The organism is Phycisphaerales bacterium (assembly GCA_040221175.1).
Lineage (GTDB): Bacteria > Planctomycetota > Phycisphaerae > Phycisphaerales > UBA1924 > JAHCJI01.
Genome location: JAVJVK010000015.1, coordinates 109,047 through 131,817, shown reverse-complemented (window position 1 = coordinate 131,817; position 22,771 = coordinate 109,047). Strand labels below are relative to the sequence as shown.

Annotated in this window: 18 protein-coding genes and 1 tRNA gene; 9 read left to right on the top strand and 10 right to left on the bottom strand. The window is 66.6% G+C overall.

Features of this window, described 5'->3' with window-relative positions; all coding sequences use genetic code 11:
- Position 1: 1 nt before the first annotated feature.
- Positions 2–886 carry a UDP-2,3-diacylglucosamine diphosphatase LpxI gene (gene lpxI, locus RIE32_11990; protein MEQ9096970.1) on the bottom strand — a complete coding sequence of 295 codons (885 nt, stop codon included), beginning with the start codon at positions 884–886 and terminating at the stop codon, positions 2–4.
- 425 nt (positions 887–1,311) lie between these two features.
- On the opposite strand from lpxI, the gene RIE32_11985 reads away from it, so the two are divergent.
- From RIE32_11985 to RIE32_11970, 4 genes are all read left to right on the top strand, one after another.
- Complete coding sequence (locus tag RIE32_11985; protein ID MEQ9096969.1) at positions 1,312–1,911, top strand: hypothetical protein; 600 nt, start codon at positions 1,312–1,314, stop codon at positions 1,909–1,911.
- A complete protein-coding gene (locus tag RIE32_11980; GenBank protein ID MEQ9096968.1) occupies positions 1,908–2,816 on the top strand; it encodes a hypothetical protein in 909 nt (302 codons plus the stop codon). Before RIE32_11985 ends, RIE32_11980 begins: the two co-directional genes overlap by 4 nt.
- 2 nt (positions 2,817–2,818) lie before the next feature.
- Entirely contained in the window at positions 2,819–4,489 is a 1,671-nt protein-coding gene (locus RIE32_11975; GenBank protein ID MEQ9096967.1) for an RDD family protein, read from the top strand.
- Positions 4,490–4,594: 105 nt separating this feature from the next.
- Positions 4,595–6,976, top strand: coding sequence for a tetratricopeptide repeat protein (locus RIE32_11970; GenBank protein ID MEQ9096966.1), 2,382 nt, complete (start codon positions 4,595–4,597; stop codon positions 6,974–6,976).
- Positions 6,977–6,978: 2 nt separating this feature from the next.
- Here RIE32_11970 and RIE32_11965 read toward each other — a convergent pair whose 3' ends face one another.
- Positions 6,979–8,580 carry a cysteine--tRNA ligase gene (locus RIE32_11965; protein ID MEQ9096965.1) on the bottom strand — a complete coding sequence of 534 codons (1,602 nt, stop codon included), beginning with the start codon at positions 8,578–8,580 and terminating at the stop codon, positions 6,979–6,981.
- A 49-nt stretch (positions 8,581–8,629) separates the two neighbouring features.
- Between RIE32_11965 and RIE32_11960 the strand changes: the two genes are divergently transcribed.
- Complete coding sequence (locus RIE32_11960; GenBank protein ID MEQ9096964.1) at positions 8,630–9,541, top strand: MBL fold metallo-hydrolase; 912 nt, start codon at positions 8,630–8,632, stop codon at positions 9,539–9,541.
- Between the two features lie 5 nt (positions 9,542–9,546).
- Here the strand turns inward: RIE32_11960 and RIE32_11955 are convergent, their stop codons facing one another.
- From RIE32_11955 to RIE32_11940, 4 genes are all read right to left on the bottom strand, one after another.
- Positions 9,547–10,017 (bottom strand): transcriptional repressor, encoded by a 471-nt coding sequence (locus RIE32_11955; protein ID MEQ9096963.1) that lies wholly within the window; start codon positions 10,015–10,017, stop codon positions 9,547–9,549.
- 361 nt (positions 10,018–10,378) lie between these two features.
- Positions 10,379–10,945 carry a hypothetical protein gene (locus RIE32_11950; GenBank protein MEQ9096962.1) on the bottom strand — a complete coding sequence of 189 codons (567 nt, stop codon included), beginning with the start codon at positions 10,943–10,945 and terminating at the stop codon, positions 10,379–10,381.
- Between the two features lie 9 nt (positions 10,946–10,954).
- A complete protein-coding gene (locus RIE32_11945) occupies positions 10,955–12,151 on the bottom strand; it encodes an endonuclease/exonuclease/phosphatase family protein (GenBank protein ID MEQ9096961.1) in 1,197 nt (398 codons plus the stop codon).
- Positions 12,144–12,938 (bottom strand): ABC transporter ATP-binding protein, encoded by a 795-nt coding sequence (locus RIE32_11940; GenBank protein ID MEQ9096960.1) that lies wholly within the window; start codon positions 12,936–12,938, stop codon positions 12,144–12,146. Before RIE32_11940 ends, RIE32_11945 begins: the two co-directional genes overlap by 8 nt.
- A gap of 131 nt (positions 12,939–13,069) precedes the next feature.
- On the opposite strand from RIE32_11940, the gene RIE32_11935 reads away from it, so the two are divergent.
- The 3 genes from RIE32_11935 (at position 13,070) to nusG (ending at position 14,730) form a co-directional block, all read left to right on the top strand.
- Positions 13,070–13,142: transfer RNA gene (locus tag RIE32_11935), tRNA-Trp, on the top strand.
- Between the two features lie 36 nt (positions 13,143–13,178).
- A complete protein-coding gene (gene secE, locus RIE32_11930; protein MEQ9096959.1) occupies positions 13,179–13,853 on the top strand; it encodes a preprotein translocase subunit SecE in 675 nt (224 codons plus the stop codon).
- A 112-nt stretch (positions 13,854–13,965) separates the two neighbouring features.
- Positions 13,966–14,730, top strand: a complete 765-nt coding sequence (nusG, locus tag RIE32_11925) for a transcription termination/antitermination protein NusG (protein ID MEQ9096958.1) — start codon at positions 13,966–13,968, stop codon at positions 14,728–14,730.
- A gap of 19 nt (positions 14,731–14,749) precedes the next feature.
- Here the strand turns inward: nusG and RIE32_11920 are convergent, their stop codons facing one another.
- Entirely contained in the window at positions 14,750–17,458 is a 2,709-nt protein-coding gene (locus RIE32_11920) for a protein kinase (protein ID MEQ9096957.1), read from the bottom strand.
- A gap of 105 nt (positions 17,459–17,563) precedes the next feature.
- Between RIE32_11920 and RIE32_11915 the strand changes: the two genes are divergently transcribed.
- Positions 17,564–18,142 (top strand): ECF-type sigma factor, encoded by a 579-nt coding sequence (locus RIE32_11915; GenBank protein ID MEQ9096956.1) that lies wholly within the window; start codon positions 17,564–17,566, stop codon positions 18,140–18,142.
- A 1-nt stretch (position 18,143) separates the two neighbouring features.
- Here the strand turns inward: RIE32_11915 and RIE32_11910 are convergent, their stop codons facing one another.
- The 3 genes from RIE32_11910 to RIE32_11900 form a co-directional block, all read right to left on the bottom strand.
- Positions 18,144–20,027: a heavy metal translocating P-type ATPase gene (locus RIE32_11910; GenBank protein MEQ9096955.1), complete on the bottom strand. Its 1,884-nt coding sequence runs from the start codon at positions 20,025–20,027 to the stop codon at positions 18,144–18,146.
- Positions 20,024–21,787: a molybdopterin-dependent oxidoreductase gene (locus RIE32_11905; protein MEQ9096954.1), complete on the bottom strand. Its 1,764-nt coding sequence runs from the start codon at positions 21,785–21,787 to the stop codon at positions 20,024–20,026. Before RIE32_11905 ends, RIE32_11910 begins: the two co-directional genes overlap by 4 nt.
- Positions 21,788–22,121: 334 nt before the next feature.
- Entirely contained in the window at positions 22,122–22,694 is a 573-nt protein-coding gene (locus tag RIE32_11900) for a hypothetical protein (protein ID MEQ9096953.1), read from the bottom strand.
- Positions 22,695–22,771: the final 77 nt, after the last annotated feature.

The window sequence follows — 22,771 nt, the reverse complement described above, 5'->3', positions numbered from 1 at the left end:
GTCACGCAGCGCCGACGGGCACGCCGACGATTGCAATGCCGCGACGATCGGCCTCGGCGATGACGTCTTCCTTATCGATCATGATCACGTCGCCGGCCGCCAGCGCCAGGCAGCCCGCGCCGGCGTCGTGCATCCGTTCGATCGTGGTTACACCGATCGTCGGCACATCGCTGCGGCGGTCGTGCCCGCATCGCGCCCCTTTGCACAAGGTCCAGCCCTTGGCCTTGCAGAGTGCGCCGGCCCGCTCGATCATTCGATCCGTGCCCTCGACGGCCTCGACGGCGATGATGTCTCGCTCGCGCACGGCTACGGCCTGACCGATATCCAGGCGGAGTAGGTCGACCAACTGCGGCCAGACGAAATCGATATCGGCCTGCTGGCCCGTGGTGGGCTGCCGGCTGGTCATGACGCCCGCATCGGCCAGTTCGTTGGGAATCGAAGTCGTCGAATCCAGGAGTTGCACGCCGCTTCGTTCGAGTTCGTCGGCGATCGCCCCGAGCACGGCATACGACCGGCGGTCGTGCCGGAGCTTGCGGTGCCACGCGAGCAGGGTCGGAACGTCGGGAACGTTGCGCACCATCCGGAGGGGGTCGTGCATCAACTTCGCCTTGTCGACCTTGCCCACCATGATGGCATGGCGGACGTTCCGCCGGGCAAGCGCCCGGCCCCAACCGCCCACGCGGAACAGGCCGACCTCGTGAAAGCTGTCGCACAGGTTGGGAAGTTCGGCCTCGTACATGTTGGCCAAGCCGATGCCATGGATGCGATGGCCGATCTCCCGCAGGCCTTCGGCCACGATGATCGGCAGCCGTCCGGCGCCGGCAATCAAGCCGATGGCCGTCGGCGGCGCAGGGGGGTCGGGCAGGATGACCAACGGACGGGGCACGGGAGTGTCGCTCCATTCGAGCAGGTCAGATTCGCAAGCGTTGATTATTGCGCCCGTGACCGTTCGAAGTTGCTGTGTTCCGATCATACACCAAACATGCCGACGTTGACTCAATCGAGAGGCTGCGCGGGGCCGATGGAACAGCCGTGACAGACCAATCAGCAGCGGCCAGCGAACAGAGCGGAGAGCAGAACCGTGCCCCGGGCAGGCCTTGGATCGGCGTGCGATTCACCTGCGCGGGGGCCTACGTTCGCGTCTACCGGGCCCCCGATGCCGGCTGCTACGTCGCACGGTGCCCCAGATGCGGCATGAGCTGCCGCTTCCCCGTCGGCCCGGGCGGTACAAGCAGCCGCCTGTTCGACGCCTCGTGCCGGTGACACCCCCACCCGGGCCGACGCTGTGGGACGCACCGCGTAAAGTGTCATGTGGCAAACCTCCCCGGCATCAGCATCGGTCGACCCAACGAGTCCTGCGCCGCCACGGGCGAGCCCCTGCACCCCGGCGACCGGATCGTTTCGGTACTCCTCGTCGAGCCCGGCGAGGGCTCGCATCGCATGGACGTGCGGGAGCAGGCGTGGCTCGAGGGATGGCGCCCGAAAAAGGATGAAACCGCCGTCGGCGACGTCCTGGCCATCTGGCGGGGCGTCGTACCTGCTCCCAAGGACAAGGTCGACGCCCGACCGGTTGACGACGAGGACCTGGTGGCACTCTTCGATCAGATCGCCGAACCAGAAGATGAGCAAGCGGTGGAACTTCGGTACGTGCTCGCATGGATGCTCATCCGGCGCCGCCGGCTACGGCTCGAGGGCCAACGAAAGGGCCAGTTGAGGGTGCGCCGCGTCACCGCCACCGGAGCGTACATCGACGCGGAACCCATCGAAGTCGCCGATCCGGGGCTCGACGAGGACCAACTCGAGCAAGCCATGGAACGCGTGGCCGTGCTACTGCTGGGTGAAACTCAACCAACGACCGCCGCTGACGCCAATACGACAGCGCAGGCCCAACACACCGGAGAATCGGCGTGAGGCGTGTCCTCGCGACGGCTCTACTTGTGTTGGCGATCACGGCCGGGTGCAACTGCGCTGGCAGGCCCGTTCCGCCTGGGCCGCTGGACGGCGAACGGATCGAGCTTGCCGATTACAGCTACGAGGAAGTGGCCGCTGCCATGAACGAGCGGGCCAAGCGGCTGCAACGCTTCTGGGCTGCCACGATTACCAAGGTGTGGTACGTGGGCGAGCAGGGCGAGAACGAGGTCGAACAACTCGACGGCGACCTGCACATCGTCCAACCCGATCAGATCGCCCTGAGCCTGCGGAAGGTTGGGGTGAACGCGGCGGCCTTGGGCGCCAATAAGCGATTCTATTGGTACGTCGACCTGCTGGCCGACGACCCGGTGGCCCTTATCGGTACGCACGCCAAGGCCGACCCCGATCGGCTTTCGCAACTCGGCGTGCCCGTCCACCCGCTCGATCTTCTGCTACTGCTTGGCTTCTCGCAAGTGCCAAGCGAACCAATGAACCCTGAGATACCGCTGCGCCTGTCGCCCACCGGCACGCGGCTTATCCTGACCGCTCCGGCCCGGTGGGGCATCGTCGAGTACACGGTCGATCCCAAGACCTTCGAGCCAGACCGCATCGCGATCCGCCGCGACCCAAAGGCCAACCCGGTTCTGACCGCCAACATGCTGGACGGCAATGTCCCGTTCGATGACCGCGTCAACCGCGAACTCCCGGAGATCCAGATTCGTGAACGCGTGTTGATCGATGTTCCCGAACTGGACGCCTTCGTACAGATCAGGTTCCTCGGCGCGCAGTCCAGCCGCCGCCGGCCAGACGAGCGAGCATTCGATCTGGGTGAAACGCTCTCACGCTACGGCGTGCGATTGAAGCGTGATCTGGACGTCGAGCATGCCAGGGCGTTGAGTCAATGACCATGGGAGCGTTTTCGTTCTGGTGGCTCTGGCTTGCTGTCTGGCTGTCGATCGGAAGCACGAGCCTCGGCCAGGTGCTGGCCGGCGCGCCCGACGGCCAGCAACCGGGCAATGAGCACGCGTGGGCGCTGACGCCGTCAACCGTTTCCAGCGAATGGGCGTTGTGGCACGTTCCACCACGATTGGGTGAGAGCGGCGCTGCCGATGGCTCGGTGCGGATCGTGGATTCACTCGAACGCAAGCCCGCCGCGATGTCTGCTGCAGGCGGGCGGGTCTGGATGGCCTTTGCCGGCATGGGGAACCAGGCGGGCTATGGGGTGTTCACGGCAGCCGTGCAGCCTGGCGCTATCGCCGGCACTTGGTTTTCCGGTTCCGGCGGCCGGCTGGCTTCCTCTGCGTTCCTGCCAACCGCTGGAAAGCTGCTCTCGATGGCGGCTCGACGCCAGGGACCGGCCGTCCTTCTCGAACATGCCGACAAGGACTTGGAGATCGCCTGGGTTGATCGTGGGATTTGGCAGTTCAGCACTGGGCCGTCGAGGGGCGGCGGTGCATCCCCCCAGGCCATTGCCCTTTCGGGCGAGTCGGTCGTGCTCTCGGCCATCGACGCCGGGCGGCTCTACCTCTGGACAGCGACGCTGCCCAAACAGGAGCCCCGCGCCTCAGACTTTGAGCTCCGTGACCCTGCCGTCTTGCTCGAAGACGCTCCCAGCGAGCACACACAAGCCAGTGAAATCGGACTCCAATGGACGCTCGAAACGATCGACGTCCCGACTTCCACAGACGGCGTGCGCGTCGTCGCGGGTCCGGTCACGATCGGCCCGCGATCGATTCTTGGCACCGCGGGCAACGGGGTCGTCCGGGTGTTGGAGGTGGAAGGCGACGCGGTGCGGCCAGTCTACGAAGCCAAGGGACATGCAGTCGCACTGCTTCCCGCGGCCAGGCGCGGGCTCATCGTCCGCATGAGCGATGATGCTCAGAGCATCGAAGGCCGAGCGGCCACCAGGCTTGAGATCGAGGAGTTCTCGCTCGACACCAGCCGCACGCTCTACACCGGCCCAGCCATCTTTGATGGCCCCGTCTCTCCAAGCGATCTTCGGATCCTTCTGGTGCTGATGGTGCTGGTGAGCGCGTCGCTGCTCTTGTTCGTCGTGCGTTCTTCGAACGAAGCAAAGCCCTTCGCCGCACCGCCCGGTTGCGTGCTCGCACCGCCGATGCCTCGCATCCTGGCATCGGTCGGAGATGGACTCCTGGCACTCCTGATCGGTGGCGAGATTGCACAATTGCTGCCCGAGGGCTGGCTTGCCATGCGGGTGGGCGCGGAGGTCATCGACTTCGCACCGCTCATCATGGCCCTCCTGTTCGGCCTGCTGACCGGCGCGGTGCTGGAGTCGACGCTCGGCCGAACCCCCGGCAAGCTGGTTTTCGGCCTAGCCGTCACCCGTTCGCAAGCGGAGGGTGACGCCCGCGGTGGAATCCGCCGGCCGGGCATCGGCGCCTCGTTGACCCGCAACGCCGTGAAGTGGTTGTTGCCGCTGGTGGCCCTCGCGGGGGCGATGAGCCCGCTCTTGCGCCATCGTGGCGACACGCTCTCGGGCTTGGCGGTGGTCGGCGAGTTGGCACCCTCGCAGAACTCGGGACAATCCGATCAAGATTCGCGCCCCGACGGCCGATAGCGATGTGGGCATGCCCATTGCGTGCCGATCCGCGGAGGCGCCGTGTCGGCCAACGAGAAGCCCGCAGCCGAAGCCACAAGCCCCCAACCGGCCCAAGATCCGGCGGTGGCCCCATGGCGTGAAATCTGGCAGGTCCCCACCTTGGGCATCTCGATCGGCCTCCTGGTTATCGGGCTTGCCGTCACGGTCCTCCACCGCCCAGCTCCAGACTTCGAGGCCCTGCTCGATGCGGCTGACAGGCGAATCGAGGCCCGCCGATACACGGAAGCGCTGGACGTCTTAAACGACACCCTTGGTCCACTGTTGGATCGCAGCTCGTTCACGCCCGAGCATCGGCGCCGCTTCCACATCTTGCGTGCACGCGCCCTGGCCCTGGGGCAAGCCGAGTTCGCCACCCGCCAGACAGCCAACGACACCAACATCGTTCGGGAGTATCGCGAAGCCGAACGCCAGGGCGCGTCACTCACCCCAAGAGACGCGTTCTTCCTCGGGCAGTCATATCTCGGCCTTGGCCAGATCGACCCCGCCCTCAAGCGTGCCGAGGCCATGCCGGCGACCGAGCGGCCGCTCCGCCACGAACTCTACCGCCTGGCGATCGAACGGCAGGACCCGGACACCCCCGGTGGCCGCGAGCGTGTGATCGAGTTGGTTTCACGATTCGTGAACGACCCGACGCTGGGGATCAACGACAGGGCGTGGGCCGAACTCCAACGGGCACGCGTACTGTCGGCCACGGGCGATCATGCCGGCGTAGTTGACCGGCTGCTTCGGTCGTACCCCCAATGGGCTCGAGCCGCGCCGGAGCGCCGCGCGGCGCTCAGCGTAGAACTCGGCGCAGCACAAATGGAACTTGGCGATCTGGAAGACGCCCGCGCGTCGTTGGAACTGGGCGAAGAACTGGCCGAGCCGCAATCTTCGGAGCGGGGCAAGGCCGTCGTCATGCTCGGTCGACTCGACGAACTCGCCGGCCGGCCGATGGAAGCACGGGATCGATACCAGCGCGTCCTTGACAGCTTGGGCTGGGCTCCTGCCGCACAAGCGGCCCGGCTGGGCTTGGCCGAGGTCTATGCGGCCGAGGGCGAAACCGATCTGGCGCTCGACCTTTTCAGTGAGGCAATCGAGATCCTGGGAGAAGGAGGACCGGCCGCAGGCGTCAATGCCGCCGTACTCGAGAATGCGCTCATCTCCCAACATCGCGTCCGTCTTGCCGCAGGCGACTGCAGAGATGCGCTGCGGTATGCACAACTGGCCGAGCAGGTGCATGACGGTGAGCGACCGCCGGAACTGGTGCTGGCGCTTGCCGATGCCCATCGGGGTGTGGCCGAGGACCTCGCCGAAGCCGCGGGCGCGTATCGCGATGACGGCGCCGATGCGCTCACCATGGACGCTGCGACTCGGGAGGAGTTCCGCCGCCACATGCGCTCGGCCGGCGGCTATTACGCGTTGCATGCCGATCTGGTCACGCTCGACGAATCCGCGTTCGAGCGCAGCACGTGGCTCAGCGCGGTCTGCTTCGATCGGGCGGGCGATCTGGAACTCGCCGAGCGAAAGCTGACCACGTTCGTGACGGCCATTAGCGAGAGCCCCATGCGGGCCGAAGCGCGGTATCGGCTCGGTCGGATCTACCAGGCTCGCAACCGACACTCCGCCGCCGAGGGCGCCTATCGCTCCCTGATCGACGACGCGAACGATCCCGAGACGGGCAAGGGCGTCGGCCCCTTCGCGCTCAAGTCGTACGTGCCATTGGCTGAGACGCTGCTGGCCGATCCGGACCCCGAAAACGACGGCGAAGCGCTCGCCCTGCTCGAACGCGTGCTTTCGGGAGGGCTCGTTGGCCCTCAGAGCGAGGAGTACCGCAACGCGTTGGTCGAACTGGGAACGCTTCACTATCGCCGGGGGAACTACGTCCAGGCCATCGATCGCCTCCAGGAAGCGCTCGCCCGATTCAAAGGCGAACGCATGGAGCATCTTATTCGATTCCGGTTGTCGGACGCCTTCCGTCTCGAGGCCGACCGCATCGGCGACGCGCTCGCCCAGGCGATGCCCGGCAGCGAGCGGAGGGAGCTCCAACGACTCCGCGAAGAGCGGCTGCGAACCAGCATCGAGCACTTCGAGCTTACACGCGATGGCCTTGAACGACTGACCGACCTCTCCACGGCCGAGGCTGAATCGCTCCGGAGCGCCTACTTCTTCCTGGGCGCCTGCGCATATGACCTGGGCGATTATGAGCTGGCCGTGAAGCACTATGCGGCCGCCCACGCGAAGTACGCAGGAGATCCAGCCGCACTCGTGCCGCTCATCCAGATCGTCAGCGCCAGGCTCGAGCAGGGCGAACTCGCCCTTGCGCGCGCAGCGAATGAACGCGCACAGCGTCTCTACGAGAGCTTCCCCGACGAGGTCTGGAACAGCTCCGACCTGCCGCTGACGCGCGATGACTGGCAGCGCTGGTTCCAGGCCAGCGAGAAGCTCGCCACCGCCGGTGGCTGACCTTACACCCTGGTCACTTCCACCTTGCCACCGGCCACGTCCTTGATGGCGTAGCCCATCTGGGCGAGTTCATCGCGGATGGCGTCGCTGGTGGCGAAGTCCTTGTTGGCTCGCGCCGCCTTGCGCTGCTCGAGCCTCTCGATGACCACTGGGTCCGGGGCGAGGCCGGGGGCGAAGAGCCCGATGGACGTATCGGCGGAAGCCGGGCGCTCGAGGCACAACACGCCAAGCACGGCGTCGAACTGCCGCAAGACGTCCGCGTCGGCCTTCGTTGAAGACTCAATCCCACCCACCATCGAGTTGATCGCCGCAATCGCCGCTGCGATGTTCATGTCGTCATGCATGGCAGCCGCGAACTCGGTGCGTGCGAGTTCGCTCGCGGTAGCTGCATCGCCCGGCTCCTGCTCCTCGTGCACCCGACGCCACCGCTCGATCATCCGCTGGCTGTCCTTGAGCAACTGCTCGGTGAAGTCCGCGTTCGTGCGATAGTGCGTGCGGATGAGGGCAAGGCGCAGCGCCGCGGGCTCGACGCCTCTGGCGAACAGGTCTCGGGCGGTGAAGAAGTTGCCCTTGCTCTTGCTCATCTTGGCGCCGTCGACCAGCAGGAAGCGGGTATGCAGCCAGTGGCGGGCGAAGGGTGCGCCGCTGGGGTCGGCGTTGAAGGCGCAGCAACTCTGGGCGATCTCGCACTCGTGGTGGGGGAAGATGTTGTCCTCGCCGCCGGTGTGCAGGTCGATGAGCGGCTGGCCGTCGGGCACGCTTCCGTCGGGAAAGGCCGCCTTGGCGAGCACTTCGTAGGCCATGGCCGAGCACTCGACGTGCCAGCCCGGGTAACCGGCGCCCCAGGGGCTGTCCCACTTCATAAGATGGCTGGCGTCTTCCTTCCACAGCAGGAAGTCGGCGGGGTGGCGTTTGGTCTGCTGGTTCGCGTCGTCGACGCGGCCGCCCGCGCCGCTGCGCAACGCTTCGAGCGTGTTGCCGCTGAGGGCGCCGTAGCTGTCGAAGGCGTTGACGTTGAAGTAGACGGCTCGCGAGCCTTGTTCGCCGGTGACGTACGCGCAGTCGCGGGCGATCAATCGCTCGATGAGCGTGACCATCGACGGCACGTACGCCGTTGCCCGGGGCATCATGGCGTCTTCGATGGCGACCTTGAGGCCCAGCTTCTTCGCATCCTCGATGAAGCGTCCGCCGTAGAACTTCGCGATGGCGTAGGGGTCGCTAGGGTCGATGTCGGCACCCTTGGGCAGTTTGCCCGCCTTTTTGGCCTCGAGCAATCGCGTGCGGGCGGCGTCCATCTTGTCCTGGCCGCCGCCGTCGGCCTGGTCGTCGTCGGTCATGTGGCCGACGTCGGTGATGTTCATGGCGTGCCGCACCGTGCGCGGGCCCGCGTGCTCCTTGCCGTCGGCGTCCTGGATGGTGCACAGCGGGCTCTCGAGCCAGCGGCGGAGCAGGTCGGCGATGAGGAACGCCCGGAAGTTGCCGATGTGGGCGTCGTCGTAGACCGTGGGGCCGCAGGTGTAAAAGGTGACGCTGCTCGGATCGGTGGCGCGGAAGGGCTCGACGCGCTTCGTGAGGGTGTTGTACAGGTGGAAGCTCTTGGGCATCGGCGATCGTATGGGCCAAGCGGGGAGCGAACGCGGCATACGCTGGCCCGTGAGCGATCGGCAGCGGCACAGGCAGGTCTCGTTCGAGTTCCTGGGCACGGGCGTGTCCAGCGGCGTGCCGGTGATCGGCTGCTCGTGCCTCACGTGCACGTCGGCGGACCCCAAGGACAAGCGCTTGCGCTGCTCGGCGGCTCTGCGTTTCGGCGACGACCGGGGCGAGGAGCGGACGATCCTGTTCGACGCCGGGCCGGACCTTCGCCAGCAGGCGCTGCGTTCCAAGCTCGAACGCGTCGACGCGCTGCTGTTCACGCACAACCACGTCGACCACACCTGGGGGCTCGACGAGCTGCGCCGCTTCAACACGCTCATGGAGGGGCCGGTAGACATCTACGCCAGCGACCACACGCTGGACTTCCTCCGCCGCGTCTATGGCCACATCTTCGACGCGGGCAAGAACATCCAGCCCAGCTACGTCGCCAGCGTCATCCCCCACCGCCTGCTGCCGCTGGTGCCCGAAGCGTTGTTTGGCTTAAAGATCACGCCCATCCCGCTGCTGCACGGCCGGCTTCCGGTGCTCGGGTTCCGGGTGGAGGCCGCGCACCCCACCGTCGCCGGGCGCACGGGCATGGACGAGTTGCTGCCGCTGGCGTACTGCACCGACGTCTCGGGCATCCCGCCGGAGAGTTGGCCCTTGCTCGAAGGCCTCAAGACGCTCGTGCTCGGCGCGCTGCGGCCGCGCCGCCACCCGACGCACTTCTCGATCGACGAGGCCGTCGCGGCGGCGGAGAAGATCGGGGCCCAGGAAACCTGGTTCATCCACATGAACCACGAGGTGCGCCACGAGCCGGTCGACCGGGCGCTGCCCAGCGGCATCCGCTTGGCGTGGGATGGGCTGGTGCTGCCCATGTCGCGCGAAGAAGATCGCAGCGAGGGCGAGTGGGCGCTGGGGTGGCGGGAGTAGCCGGCCTAGTCGGCAGCGCTCTCGGCCGCCCCCTCGGTGGACAGGTGGATGCTGATCCGCCCCACCTTCACGCCCAGCCGCTGCTCGATCTCGGCGATCAGTTCCGGGTTGCGGACGCCGGCCATGACGCGGTCGCTCAGGTCTTCGGGCAGGTCAACCATCGAGCCGTCGGGCGCGACGACGTGGGCGTGCTCGTCGGTGATGGCGTCGAAGCGGGTGGGGCCGCCGGGCGAGGCCAGCTTGCGGCACAGGCCGCGCTGGGTCAGCATCTCCAGCGTGTTGTACACCGTGGCCAGCGAGATGCCCGCCTCGCCCTGGCTCTCGCGCACGGACTCGTAGATCGCTTCGGCCGTGGGATGCTCGCGCGTGGCGGCCAGGGCGGCGTAGACCACCTGCCGCTGGCGGGTGCAGCGCAGGCCGTGGGCGGCGAAGAGGGCCCGGTGGTCGTGGTGGGCGTGTTGCGTGGACTCCAACATCTTGGAATCATTCTAGGGACGGTTGCCGACGCGGAGATGCACACGCCTCGAAATGGTTATCACACCGGCGGAAAATGGCTGACGACCGGTCGTCAGTCATTTCCGTGCGGTCGTCGGTCGCTCCCGTGCGGTCGTCGGTCATTCCCGGGCGGTCGTCAGCCATTCCCGGGCGTTCGGCAGCCGCTCCCGGGCGGTCGTCGGTCGTTCCCGGGCGGTCTGCAGCCGCTCATGGGCGGTCGGCGGTCACTGATAGACGGTCGTCAGCCGGTCATGACCGCTCCTGAGTGACTCGGGACTGTTCCCGGGCGGCCGAGGACCGCTCCCGGGCCGTTCGGGCGGCGGTCCGAGAAGCGGCTGCGGCTCAGTCGTTGACGTGGAAGCCGTGAGGTGGGTTGTACACCGTGCTGAAGCCCCGGTAGGGCCAGGCGCGGTCGCGGCCCACCCACTGCTGGCCGCCGGTCGAGCGGATGTGCTCGATGAATCGGGCGTCTTCGTTGGTGATATGGAGTTCGGCGACCAGGGCGCCCATCGCCGAGGCGGCGGCGCCCAGTGCGAGCAGGATGAAGACCGTCGCGGGGCGTGGGCATCGCGTGGTCGGGACGATCGACGCATCTGCCCCGCACTCGGCGCAGGTGTCGGTGGGCGCGTTGGTCTGGTCGTAGGTGCACCGCCAGCAGAGGCCCCGCCGGGCGCGTCGCCTCCGCACGCCGAGCACAGCGTCCGAGATCAGGTCCCACGCGGCCACGAACGGAGCGGCGACGAACAACGCCAACAAAACGCCGGTCAACCCCATCCCCAGGAGCATGTTGTTGAGCGGCGGCATGAAGGTCCACGCCCGGCCGTATCCGTATACGAAGAAGCCAGCGGCGGCGGGCACGGTCAGGGCCGCGAGCGTGAGGCAGGCTGTGCGAACGCTCGCCCCGCGCATGCCCGAAGATTAGGAACCGGGCTCCTCTTGCACCTTCTCCTTGGCTTCCTCGATCGTCTCCTCGGCCTCCTCCAGGTCGTCGCCTTCCGGGTCGGGCTCGTCCTGGGTCGCCTCGGCGGTGGGCTGGAGGGCGAGGGTGACGACGATGGGGTGGTGGTCCGAGCCGATGTCCGCGAGCACCTCCATGCGCACCAGGCGGAAGTGCTCCGACGCGAAGACGTGATCGATGGGATACCGCTGGATGCGGCTGCGGGCGCTGAAGGAGTTGAACAGCCCCCGGCCGATCCGCGGGTCGAGCAGGCCGCTGACGCGCTGGAACAGGCGGGTCGTGTGCGACCAGGCGACGTCGTTGAAGTCGCCCGCGACGATGGTGGGCGTGTCGTCGCCCGAGTCGTGCGCTTCCTTGATCTCCTTGGCGACCGTCAGCAGTTCGGCATCGCGCTGGTCGCTGTCCTCACGCTCGGGATCGACCGGGCGCTTGAGGCCCGGGGGCTTGGGGTGCAGGCCGTAGAGCCGCACCACGCGCCCCGATGGCAAGCGAACGCCGGTGCGGATCGAGGGGACCTCGTCCTCCACCAGGAAGCGGACGTCGGGCTCGACGAGTTCGAAGCGGCTGTAGAAGAGCAAGCCGTAGTGATTCTCCTGGGGCTGCTCGACGGTGTGCGGGTAGGCCTCGGCCAGTGGCTGCACCGCCTCGTGCCACCATTGGGTTGGCTCGGCCAGGAGCACGGCGTCGGGATCGACGCGTTCGACCAGTTCGAGCAGTGCGTCCGAACGGCGGTTGTCGTAGCGGACGTTGTGGATCAGCAGGCGGATCCTTTCGCCCGGCTCGGCCCGGGCGTCTTGCATTTGGACCGCCAGTATCGGCGTGTAGGGGGCGATGCGGAAGAGCTGCCAGCACAGGGCAGCAAAAAGCAGCGCCGGCAGCACCACCCGCCCTAGCCTGGACGCCCGCGACCCGGGCAGGCCGGCCCGGCGGCGCCACCGCCACGCCAGCAGCCCGATCGTGGTCTGGGCCGCCAGCGTGATGGCGATCAGCACCGTGATCTGGATGCGTGGGAAGTCGAAGATCCGGACCCACCACTGGTTCGTCTCGATGATCGGCAGCAGCGTGGCGACGCACAGGGCCAGGGCCAGCAGTGCGAACGCCACGCGCGAGCCGGTCAGCAGCCAGCCGGGGGCCGGCGGCTCGGGCGAGCTAGCCATTGGCGGGCTTCGCGCGGCGGCGCAGCCGCCGGTCCCACTCCACCACGCCGTCCTTCAGGCGGATGACCCGCTCGCAGCGGTCGGCCACCGAGTCGTCGTGGGTCACCATCAGGATGCTCATGCCGCCGCTGTGGAGCTTCTCGAACAGGGTCAGGATTTCCTCGCCGGTGGTCGAGTCGAGGTTGCCGGTGGGCTCGTCGGCCATCAGGACCTTGGGCTCTGCCACCAGCGAGCGGGCGATGGCCACGCGCTGCTGCTGGCCGCCCGAGAGTTCGCGGGGGCGGTGCCCCAGGCGGTCGCCCAGGCCAACCAGGCCCAGCTTCTCGATGGCCCGCTCGCGGCGATGGGCCGGGTCGACGCCCTGGTAGAAGAGCGGCACGGCCACGTTCTCTTCGACGGTGAGCTGGGGGATGAGGTTGAAGGCCTGGAAGACGAAGCCGATGGTCCGCCCGCGGAACTGGCTGAGCGACTCGTCGTCCATCTCGTTGATGTCCTTACCGGCAAGCAGGTATTGCCCGTCGGTGGGCTGGTCGAGGCAGCCCAGGATGTTCATCAGCGTGCTCTTGCCCGAGCCCGAGGCGCCCATGATGGCGACGTACTCGCCCTCGTGCACGGTGATGTCCACGCCCCGGAGGGCCTCGACCATCACCGAGCCGTCGGGCTTGTAGTAGACCTTGCGGACCTTCTTGAGCTCGGCGACCGTCGGCCGATCGGCGTAGGGATTGGGGATATCTTGTACGCCGGAAGTATCGGCGTGGTCGGCCTGGGCGGTCGTTGGCTGGGTCATCATGGAAGTCTACCGGTGGCTGGCGTCGGGGTTGGCGGTCACAAGGACGAACCAAGGACTTTCTTGTGGACAAGAGTGCGCCAATCATGTAGGCCCGGCGAGGCCTGGCCTTGCCGAGGCGAGAAACCCGAACGTCAGTAGCTCAATTGGTAGAGCAGCGGATTCCAAATCCGCAGGTTGGGGGTTCGAGTCCCTCCTGACGTGTTGCCCCGAATGACTCGGGGCGGATTCGGAGTGCTGATGGCCTTTGCGATCTACAAGCCCGGGCAGGGGTACTGGACCCGGACGATGACGGCGGTGTTCGGCGGCGTGCTCGTGCTGGCGGCGGCCGCGTGGCTCTACGGCCAGGCCCTGCTCATTCCCCTGCCCGACCGCGCCTGGATCACCAGCTATGGGTCGCCGGTGGAGTTCAACCCCGGCCAGCAGGTCGAACTGCTGGGCGAGGCCGGCCTGGGCGAGCGTCCGGTCATCGGATCGGCGACCGTCGAGACGGTGGAGCCCAGCAGCAACGGCGGCGTGCTGACGGTGGTCGACTGGCAACTCCAGGAAGAGGCCCAGCGCTCGCAGATTACCGCCTTGCAGACCCAGGGCGGGCAGATCGCCACCATCTCGGGCGGCGGCGTCCGCGGCGTGCCGGTCGTCGAGCGGATCTACGTGCAGGGCGGCATGGTCGTGCTCGTGGTGCTCCTGGGCGCGGCGGTCATCGTCTACTTCGTGGCCATCAAGAAGGGCTCGGTCGACTTCCTCATCGCCACCGACGGCGAGATGCGCAAGGTCAACTGGTCGACCCGCAAGGACATCATCAACTCGACCTGGGTGGTCATCGGGGCCTCGGCCCTTCTGGGGCTGTACCTGTTCGGGTTCGACTTCATCTTCCAGTTTTTCTTCCAGGCCATCGGCGTCTTGGATATTTAGCCCAGGTGCGGCCGGCTGGACTGGCCGTTCGCTGGGGATACCATTTGCTCGAATCGGCCGTGGACCGCGTGGAGCGTGTCCGCGGCCGCTGTCATTCTCTGGAGCGTGCACGATGATCGAAGGCGAGCAGACGACCAAGGCCGGCGAGAGCAGCCCTTCCACCACCCCCGCCGAGCAGGAGGCTCCCGCCTCCACCGCCGAGGCCCAGACCGAGGCCCCAGCTGAATCACAAGCCCAGACCCAGCCCGAACCTCAATCCGAAGCCGCTCCCGCCGCCGGGGAAGGCGCCGACACGCCCGAGGCCGACGAGCCCATCGTCCAGCCGGGCATGAGTTGGTTCGCGCTCCGCGTGGCCTCCAACAAGGAGAGCTCGGTCCGCGACACGCTGCTGCGGAAGGTCCAGATCGAGCACAAGACCGAGTTCGTCGGGCGGATCCTGGTGCCCACCGAGAAGGCCCGCACGTTCAAGAACGGCAAGATCAAGATCACCGAGACCAAGCTCTATCCCGGTTACGTGTTCGTCGAGATGAAGCTCGAGGATGACGGGCGCATCCCCCAGGACGTGTTCTTCCTGATCAAGGAGACCACGGGCGTGGGCGACTTCGTGGGCACGCCGCGGCCGACGCCGCTGGAACTGCACGAGGTCGAGAAGATCCAGATGTCCAGCCGCGCACCCGAGGAAGAGCCCGAGGTTCGCATGAACTTCGTCAAGGGCGAGCACGTGACGATCAAGGAAGGGCCCTTCGAGGGCTACGAGGGTACGGTCGACGAGCTGCTGCCCGACAAGGGCCTGGTCCGCGTGCTGGTGACCATCTTCGGCCGCCAGGCGCCCATCGAGATCGAGGAGTGGAAGCTGGCCAAGGCCGACGAGGGCTGAGCGATCACTCACGACCCGACTATCGCGGTACGTTGAGCACGCGCTGCCACTTGCGCACGTCGCCGGCGTGCCGGTTCGTGCCCATAGATTCATCCCATGCCTCGTACGTGAAGAGCAACTCGCGGGCTATGGCGAGCGTTTCCCTGTGCTGCCGGCCCAGGGTCGAGGCGAGCACGTCGTAGGCGTCGAGGAGCTTGCGTTCGGCTGTCTCGAATCTACCGAGTGCGGCCAGGACGCTGGCGTGCTGGGCCTGGACCATGGCGGTGCGCCAGTTCGTCTCGCCCCAGACCACATTTGCCCTGCCCAACGCTCGAGTGAACAACGCTTCTGCCGCGTCATCGCGCCCGCTCTGGCGGACCAGCACGGCGAGGTTGTTGGCGGCGATGGCGATCTCCTCGAGGCCTTCGTCGGATGCCGAGTTGCTGAGCGTGAGCACGCGGCGGTAGTCTGCGTCGGCGTCGGAGAAGTTCTCCATTGCGGCGTGGACCATGGCGCGGCGGCGGACGGCCTTGAGCGTGCGCAGGTCGTGGGTGCCGTGCGTGGATTCGAGTTCCGCCACGATCGAATCCATACGCGTGAGCGCGTCATCCAACTGCCCTCGATAGAGCAATCCGGTCGCCCGAGCGAGCTCGATGTCGGTCACCAACGGATCGGCGGGGTCGAGGCTGCGCGCCGCGGTCATCGTGAGCAGGTCGATCTGGTGCGCGGCTTCGGCGGGGTTCTGGTCCCTCTGGAACAGGTCGGTGAGGGCCAGACGGCTGCGGAGCGTGTTGCGGTGGTCCGACCCGAGCGCCTCGGTGAACGCGGAGACCGCCTGTCGCTGGAGCGCGACGGCCTCGCGCAGATCGGCATCGGCCGAGGCGCGCTGGGAGAGCCGCTCAAGAATCTGGGCTTGGAGCAGCTTCGCCGAATCGAGCGCATCGGTAATCTGCGCCAGCACGTCCGTGGGGATTCGGTCGCCCTGAGTCAGAACGCGGACGGACCGCTCCAATTGATCGTACAAAGTCTGGAAGTTCTGCGCCGCCGACTCGGCCCGCTTCGCTTCGTCGTCGGCCCTTCTCTCGTTCTCCTTCGCAATAGCTTCGGCCTCTTGGGCGCGATCGCGCTCGGCTTTGGTCTGCTCGAGCGAGTTGGCAAGGTCGACACGCGCTTGCTTGAGATCCGCGTTGGTGTCCGCGAGTCGCTTGCCGATTTCCTCGGCCACTCCCCTGGCCTTGCGTTCCTCTTCGGCCAGGCGCGTGGCTTCGTCGGCCAGGCGCCTGGCTTCGTCGACGGCATCCTGAAGCCTGCCCGACTGTTCTTCGAGCTCAGCGTTCTTCGATTCCAGCTCAGATTGCGTCCGGGCGAGCTGGGCGTTGCGGGCCTGGAGCTCGCCGTTGACCTCGTGCGTGCGGGCCTCGGATGCCTCCAGCCGCGTATTGGTTTCTTCGAGCAGCAGGACCTTGGACTGATACTCGTCTCGTTCGACACGGGTGTTGGCTTCACGCGTCAGGAGTACGACGTACACCGACATTGCCGCGACCGCCACAACGATGGCTGCAGATACGCTGGAAACGAGCAGCCAATTTCGCTTGACGTACTTGCGCATCCTGTAGGTCGCAGGGGGCGCATTGGCCCTGACCGGCCGGCCAATCAGGTGGTTCTGCAGGTCCTCGATCAATTCGCCCACGGACTGGTATCGTCGGTCCGGCTCCTTGGCTAAGCACTTCTGGGTGATCCAGTCGAGATCTTCCTTCAGCGCTCGACCGTCGGGGATGCGCGTGCTTGGCCGCTTGGGTTCCACCTCGCGGATGATGCGGTAAGCGTGGGTGGTACTCATCTCACCGAGGTTGTGGGTATCGAATGGCAGCGTACCGGTGAGCAGTTCGTACAGCACCACGCCCAGGGCGTAGACATCCGTGCGGACGTCAGCGTCGCCGCTGCCGTCGGCCTGCTCGGGGCTCATGTAGTCCAGCGTGCCGATGACCTGGCCTTCGAGGGTGTGCCGCGTGTCGGCGTAGCGGTCGTCGAGGGCCTTGGCGATGCCGAAGTCGATGACCTTGGGCACCGGCTTGCCATCCTCGCTCGCCACGAGGATGTTCGAGGGCTTGAGGTCTCGATGGATGATCAGCTTGCTATGGGCGTGCTGTACGGCCTTGCATGCGTCGATGAACACTTCGATGCGTTTGCGAAGGGGCGAGTGCTCGTCGTCGCAGTATTGCGTAATGCGAGGCCCATCGACGTACTCCATGGCGAAGTACGGCCGCGAGCCAAGCTGCTGGGGCGTGTGGCCCGCGTCGTACAGACGCGCAATGTTGGGGTGCTCGAGAGCGGCCAGCATCCGCCTTTCGGCCTCGAATCGCTTCAGGACCTGAGCGGTGTCCATGCCGGCCTTGATGATCTTGAGGGCGACGGTGCGATCGGTGCCGTCCTGATGAGCGAGGTAGACGTCGCCAAAACCTCCGCCGTCCAAGCGTCGCACGATGGTCAGCGAGTTGATGCGCTCACCCTCGGGCAGGTCGAGCGAGGCGGCCATGTCACGGATCTTTTCTTTGAACCCTTGCTTGACCACGTCCTCGAACAGATCGCCCGAATCGGCGGCCTGAGCGCCGAGCAGTTCCGCCACGTACCGGCCCACCTCGGGCTCGGCGGAAATGAGCGCATCGAGGGCGGCGGGCCGATCGGCATCGGCCATTTCCAGGAGCCGGATGAAGTGCTCGCGTGCTCGTGCGTGGGTGTCCGGATCCATGCCGCCCCCTTCCTGCCCGGCCCGAGTCCAGTGAAACGGGACGCGGCCCGCCCGAGTACTAACATAGCCCGCCATTGCACGTACGGACCAGAACGGGGGAAGGCGATGGATCCTGAGAACGCCACGGGTATCACCAAGCTCTTGCAAGACGCCGGCAAGGGCGATCAGGCAGCCCGCGAAGAACTGGCGCCTCTGGTGCTGGCCGAGCTAAGGCACATCGCCGAGCGCGCGATGGCCAAGGAGCGAAAGGGCCACACCCTCCAGCCGACCCTGTTAGCCGACCAGGCGTTTATGCGGCTGGTGGGCTCGGCCAAGATCGACTGGCAGGGGCGATCGCAGTTCTATGGGTATGCGGCCCACGCGATCCGGCAGATCCTCGTCGATCATGCCCGGCAGTACAACGCAGCCAAGCGCGGCGGTGGACACGGCCGAATCGACATTGAGGCTATGGGCGGCTTGGGCGATGATGGCGGCCCCGACCGCATCGACGTGCTCGCGCTCAACGACGCGCTCCAGGAACTCGAACGGCTCGACGCACGACAGAGCCGCATTATGGAGTTGAAGTTCTTCGGCCAGCACAGCATCGAAGAGATCGCCCATTTCGTGGGCGTCTCGCCACGCACGGTGAACAACGACGTGCGGATGGCCCTTGCCTGGTTGCGTATGAAGCTCGGCGCGGCCTGATTCACATGTCCGACAGAGATTTCGTTGGCAAGGCGGCACGCAGCGCGTTGAGGATCGCAAGCACGTCGATGGCTTCCTGGGCCAACGCTCCCGCCACGGGAGGCAGATAGCCCATTGATGCCAGGATCATGCCCAGGATGCTCAAGGCCATGCCGCCCAGGGCGCTCTGAAGCGCAATCGTGCGCATGCGGCGGCCGATATGCATGAGTTCGTCGACGCGCTTGAGCGAGGTGTCGAGGATGACGGCGCCGGCGGCCTGGGTCGTGACATCGCTGGCGGCGCCCATGGCCACCCCCACCGTCGCGGTGATGAGCGCCGGCGCATCGTTGATGCCGTCGCCGACGAAGATCGTGGGGGCCCGCTCAGTTTCCTGGCGCGTGATCTCGACTTTCTGCTCCGGACTCTGGCCCGCAAGTACGTGGTCAATGCCGACCTCACGCGCCAGATACTCGACCTCGCTGGCCCGGTCACCCGAAACGAGCATGACACGATCGACGTGGTGGCGGCGTGCCAGATGATCGACGAACGCCTTGCCATCGGGCCGTGGAGCATCGCGGAACTGGTACGTCGCAGCCAGTTTACCATCAACCAGCACGATGCACTCGAGCCCGCCTGCCAGCGGCGGGAGCGACGACTCGAGGCCGGCATCGCGTGCCAGGACGGCCTTGCGGCTGGTGATGGTGACGCGGTGGCCCTCGACCATGCCGACAAGGCCCTGACCAGGCGGCTCGGACACTTCGGCGACCGGTAGGGCCTGCAGGCCGGCATTGTCGGCTGCACGAACAACGGCCGCGGCGAGGGGATGCTTGGAATATCGCTCGAGGCTGGCGGCCAGGGCTAGCGTGCGTTGCTGGTCGAAGTCGCCCGCGGTATGCTGGGCGATGAGCGAGGGCCGGCCAAAAGTCAGCGTGCCAGTCTTGTCGAGGATCATCGTCCGGCAGGTGTCGATGCGTTCCAGGGCGAGCGGGTCTCGGATGATGATCGATCGCCGGGCGGCCAGCGACACCGACCCGATGATGGCCACCGGGATAGCGATCAGCAGCGGACAGGGTGTGGCCACCACGAGCACGGCCAGGAAGCGTGTGGGATCGCCACTGATGATCCACGCGAGAATGGCGATGCCCACGGCCAGGGGCGTATACCACGCACCCAGGCGATCCGCCAGACGGCGCATGTGCGGCCGTTGCTGCTGGCTGGAGCGCATTACCTCCATGATCTTTGCGTATCGCGAGTCCTTCGCGGTGTGCTCGGCGCGCACGGTGAGGGCGCCCTGTCCGTTGATCGCGCCACTGATGACCGCCGAGCCGATGACCTTGGACATCTGGTAGGGCTCGCCCGTGAGGTAGCTCTCGTCCATGGTCGAGCGGCCTTCGAGCACGACACCGTCAACAGGCGAGGCCTCGTGCGGCAACACCACGAGGGTGTCCCCGACCGCGATCGCATCCAGCGGGACGTCTTCGATCATCTCGCCACGCTTCCGATGCGCTACGCTGGGCATGCGACGCGCGAGGGCGTGCAGCGCCGAAGACGCCCTGCCCATCGCATACGCCTCGATCGCCTGCCCGCCCGAGAGCATGAGCACGACCAGCACGCCGGCCAGGTACTCCTGCAGCAACACCGCCGTGACGATGGAAATCGCCGCCAGCAGGTCCGAACCGAACTCTCGCTTGAACAGCTTGATAGCCAGTTCGACGACGAGCGGCCCGCCGCCCAGCAGCAACGCCGCATAGAGCGGCCAATCACGAATTCCAGAATCGGAGAATCGCAACACCAGATGCAACGTGATGCTCACCATGGCAAGCACCGCGATGCCGAGGTACACGCGGTTCGGCCGCGCCGTCTGCTCGATGTTGTCGGTCGCCACCTTGGACGACCGATCGATCAAAGCTCGACCACCCGCATGTCGCCAGACTTCTTCACGTCCCTGGGCGGAAGGGCGACGTCGGTTTCAAACTCCGCCAGGCCCGCGCCGGCCATCTGCTGGCGCACCTTGGCGGCGTTGAAGAGCAGGCCGCGGGGCAGTTCGACCTCGGTCGCCTGGGGCACCTGGCCCGGGCCATCGTCCACTACCCGCACGTCCGGGCGGCGGTAGTTCGATTCGGGACGGGCGGCGATGTAGTCCTCCACGCCCGAGGCCGCCAGTAAGTCGTGAGCGATCTGGCCCTCGGTGCGAGCCAGAACCGGAATGGCGGCGTCGAATGCCTGCAGCAAGCCACGGTGATTCTCGAAGGTGCCAGCCTTCTCGGCCCATGTCGCACCGGGCAGCACCACGTCGCTGGCATCGATCAGGCGGCTGGGCAGCGTGTCGATGAGCACCGTGAACCGATCGGTCGCGGCGTCGGCCAGTTCCTGGGGCACCCAGTCGCTGGGGTAGTTGCCCGTCAGGATCAGGGCGCCGGCGTTCTGGATTGCGCCCAGGAAGTCGTGGAACTCGATGGGGTCCTGGCCGCTGACGGCCTTGAGCACCCGCCGCACGCCACGGGCGTTGGGGGCCTTCTCGGCGACCATGACGAAAGCGCTTTCATCGTCGAGGCTCTTGGTTGGGGGGAAGGCCTTGTCCTCGCCCTTGGTCGGTACGGGGCCCACGGCAAAGATGGCGTTCTCGTCCAGGCTCTTGGCGAGCGTGGCCAGCGCGTATGCCTCCTCGCAGGGGAGCATCGGACTGACGAGGACCGCGAGGCGGCCACCCTTGTCCATCGCGGTCTGGATGCCATCAAGCGCCGCCCGGTAGGCCCGGGGCCACTCGGCCTCGACCAGAGCGCCATAGCGACGAGCCTGGGGTTCGGCCAGGCGGTCGGGGCTATGGACGAACTTCCAGCCGTAGCGGACCTCGTCGGTGATCCAGAACTTGTTGACCTTCTGGTTTTCGCGCGGCTTAATGCGGTAGACCTTGCCCTCGTTATGCTCGATGGAGATGTTGTCGCCGCTGGCGGTGATGCCATCGATGCTGGCGGTCTTCTTGAGGAACCACACGCGCTGGGCGAAGAGGAAGTCCTTGTCGAGCAGGGCCCCCACCGGGCAGAGGTCCACCACGTTGCCGGAAAGCTCGTTGTCCAAGGCCTTGCCTGGGAAGACATCGATCTCGCTGCGGTTGCCGCGGCCGCCGATCATCAACTCGCCCGCCCCGGCGACCTCGCGATCGAACCGCACGCAGCGGGTGCACATGATGCAGCGATCGGCATAGAGCCACACGTGCGGGCCCAGGTCCTTCTTGGCCTGCTTGACCTTCTGCTCCTGGAAGCGGCTGACGCCCCGGCCATATTCGTAGCTGTAGTCCTGCAGGAAGCACTCGCCGCTCTGGTCGCACACCGGGCAATCCAGCGGGTGGTTGATGAGCAGGTATTCCATGACCGCCTTCTGGTTGGCCACGGCCTTGGGGCTGTCGGTGTAGACCACCATGCCGTCGCCGGCCGGGGTCGTGCAGGTGGGCTGGAGTTTTCCGCCGGCCACGGGCTCAAGCTTGTTCTCGTTGCGTGGATTGGGCGCCCAGATCTCGCCCAGGCAGATGCGACACTGGGCCGGCCGGCTCAGGGCGTCGTGGTAGCAGTAAAACGGAATCTCGACGTCGTTGGCGTTTGCCACCTGGAGGATGGTCTGGCCGGGCTCGAAATCGACGGTGACGCCGTTGATGGTGATGCTGGGCATAAGCGACAGGTCTTCCGTGAGTGGGCTGGCGGACGCGTGCTCCGAGGCCCGATGGCCCGTGCTGGCAGGGGCCGGTTCGGGCGATTCGCTGGCTCGCATGGTAGCCGCGGACGGGCTGGGCGAAGCCGATCGGATGGTCTCCACCTATGTCCGCAACCACCCGGGACGGGCTTCCGTACAGCGAGGCATCCCCTCCCCTCGGGGCCGGGCTCGCGAAGGCGACCTGGCCCCTTCTTGCTCTTGGCAGGTCGACTGGTGCTTCGTGACACGAAAGCACCCCGACCACAAGGCCGGGGTGCTCGGATTTGGCGATACGGTCAGGCCAGTGGCCCGATCAGTTGCTCATGGCGGCGTCGATGTCGTTGTAGCTGAAGTTGTCCAGGGTCAGGTATGCCGCAATGCCCCAAGCCGCGCGAGGATCGCTGACGTAGGTCATGTTCTTGGTGAAGGAGGTCTGGCCACTGGCGCCCAGACCGAAGATGCCCGCGGCAACCTCGCCACCCAGCGACCAGCTGCCGTTCTGGAAGCTCTCCAGCGAGGCCTCGTCGGGGAAGAAGATGACAAAGTCGTTGTAGCTGCCGATGCCGCCCAGGCCGAAGTTGACGCGGGCGTGACGGCTGTAGCCGATGACCTCACCCGAGTTGTCGTAGACCAGACCGTCGCTACCGGCGCCACCGACCAGATACCAGAGGCCGTTGAACTCGCCGGGGAAGACGGCCCAGGCGTGGCTGCTGCTGACCAGCCCGTCGAATTCCGGCTCGGTCTTCGACAGGTGGGTGATCGTGGCCTGGGCCTCGGCCTTGGTGATGGCCAGGGCATCCTCGGTCAGGCCGGTGGCGGCGCAGCCGCCGAGCATGAAGGCGCTGCCAGCGATGGCCGCCACTGCGAGAGTCTGAGTCGTACGCATCGAAAATCTCCTGTCCTTCGCACTATGCTGACCCGCGAGAGGCTCGACCCGGCACCCCCGGGTACACCGGGCCGGTA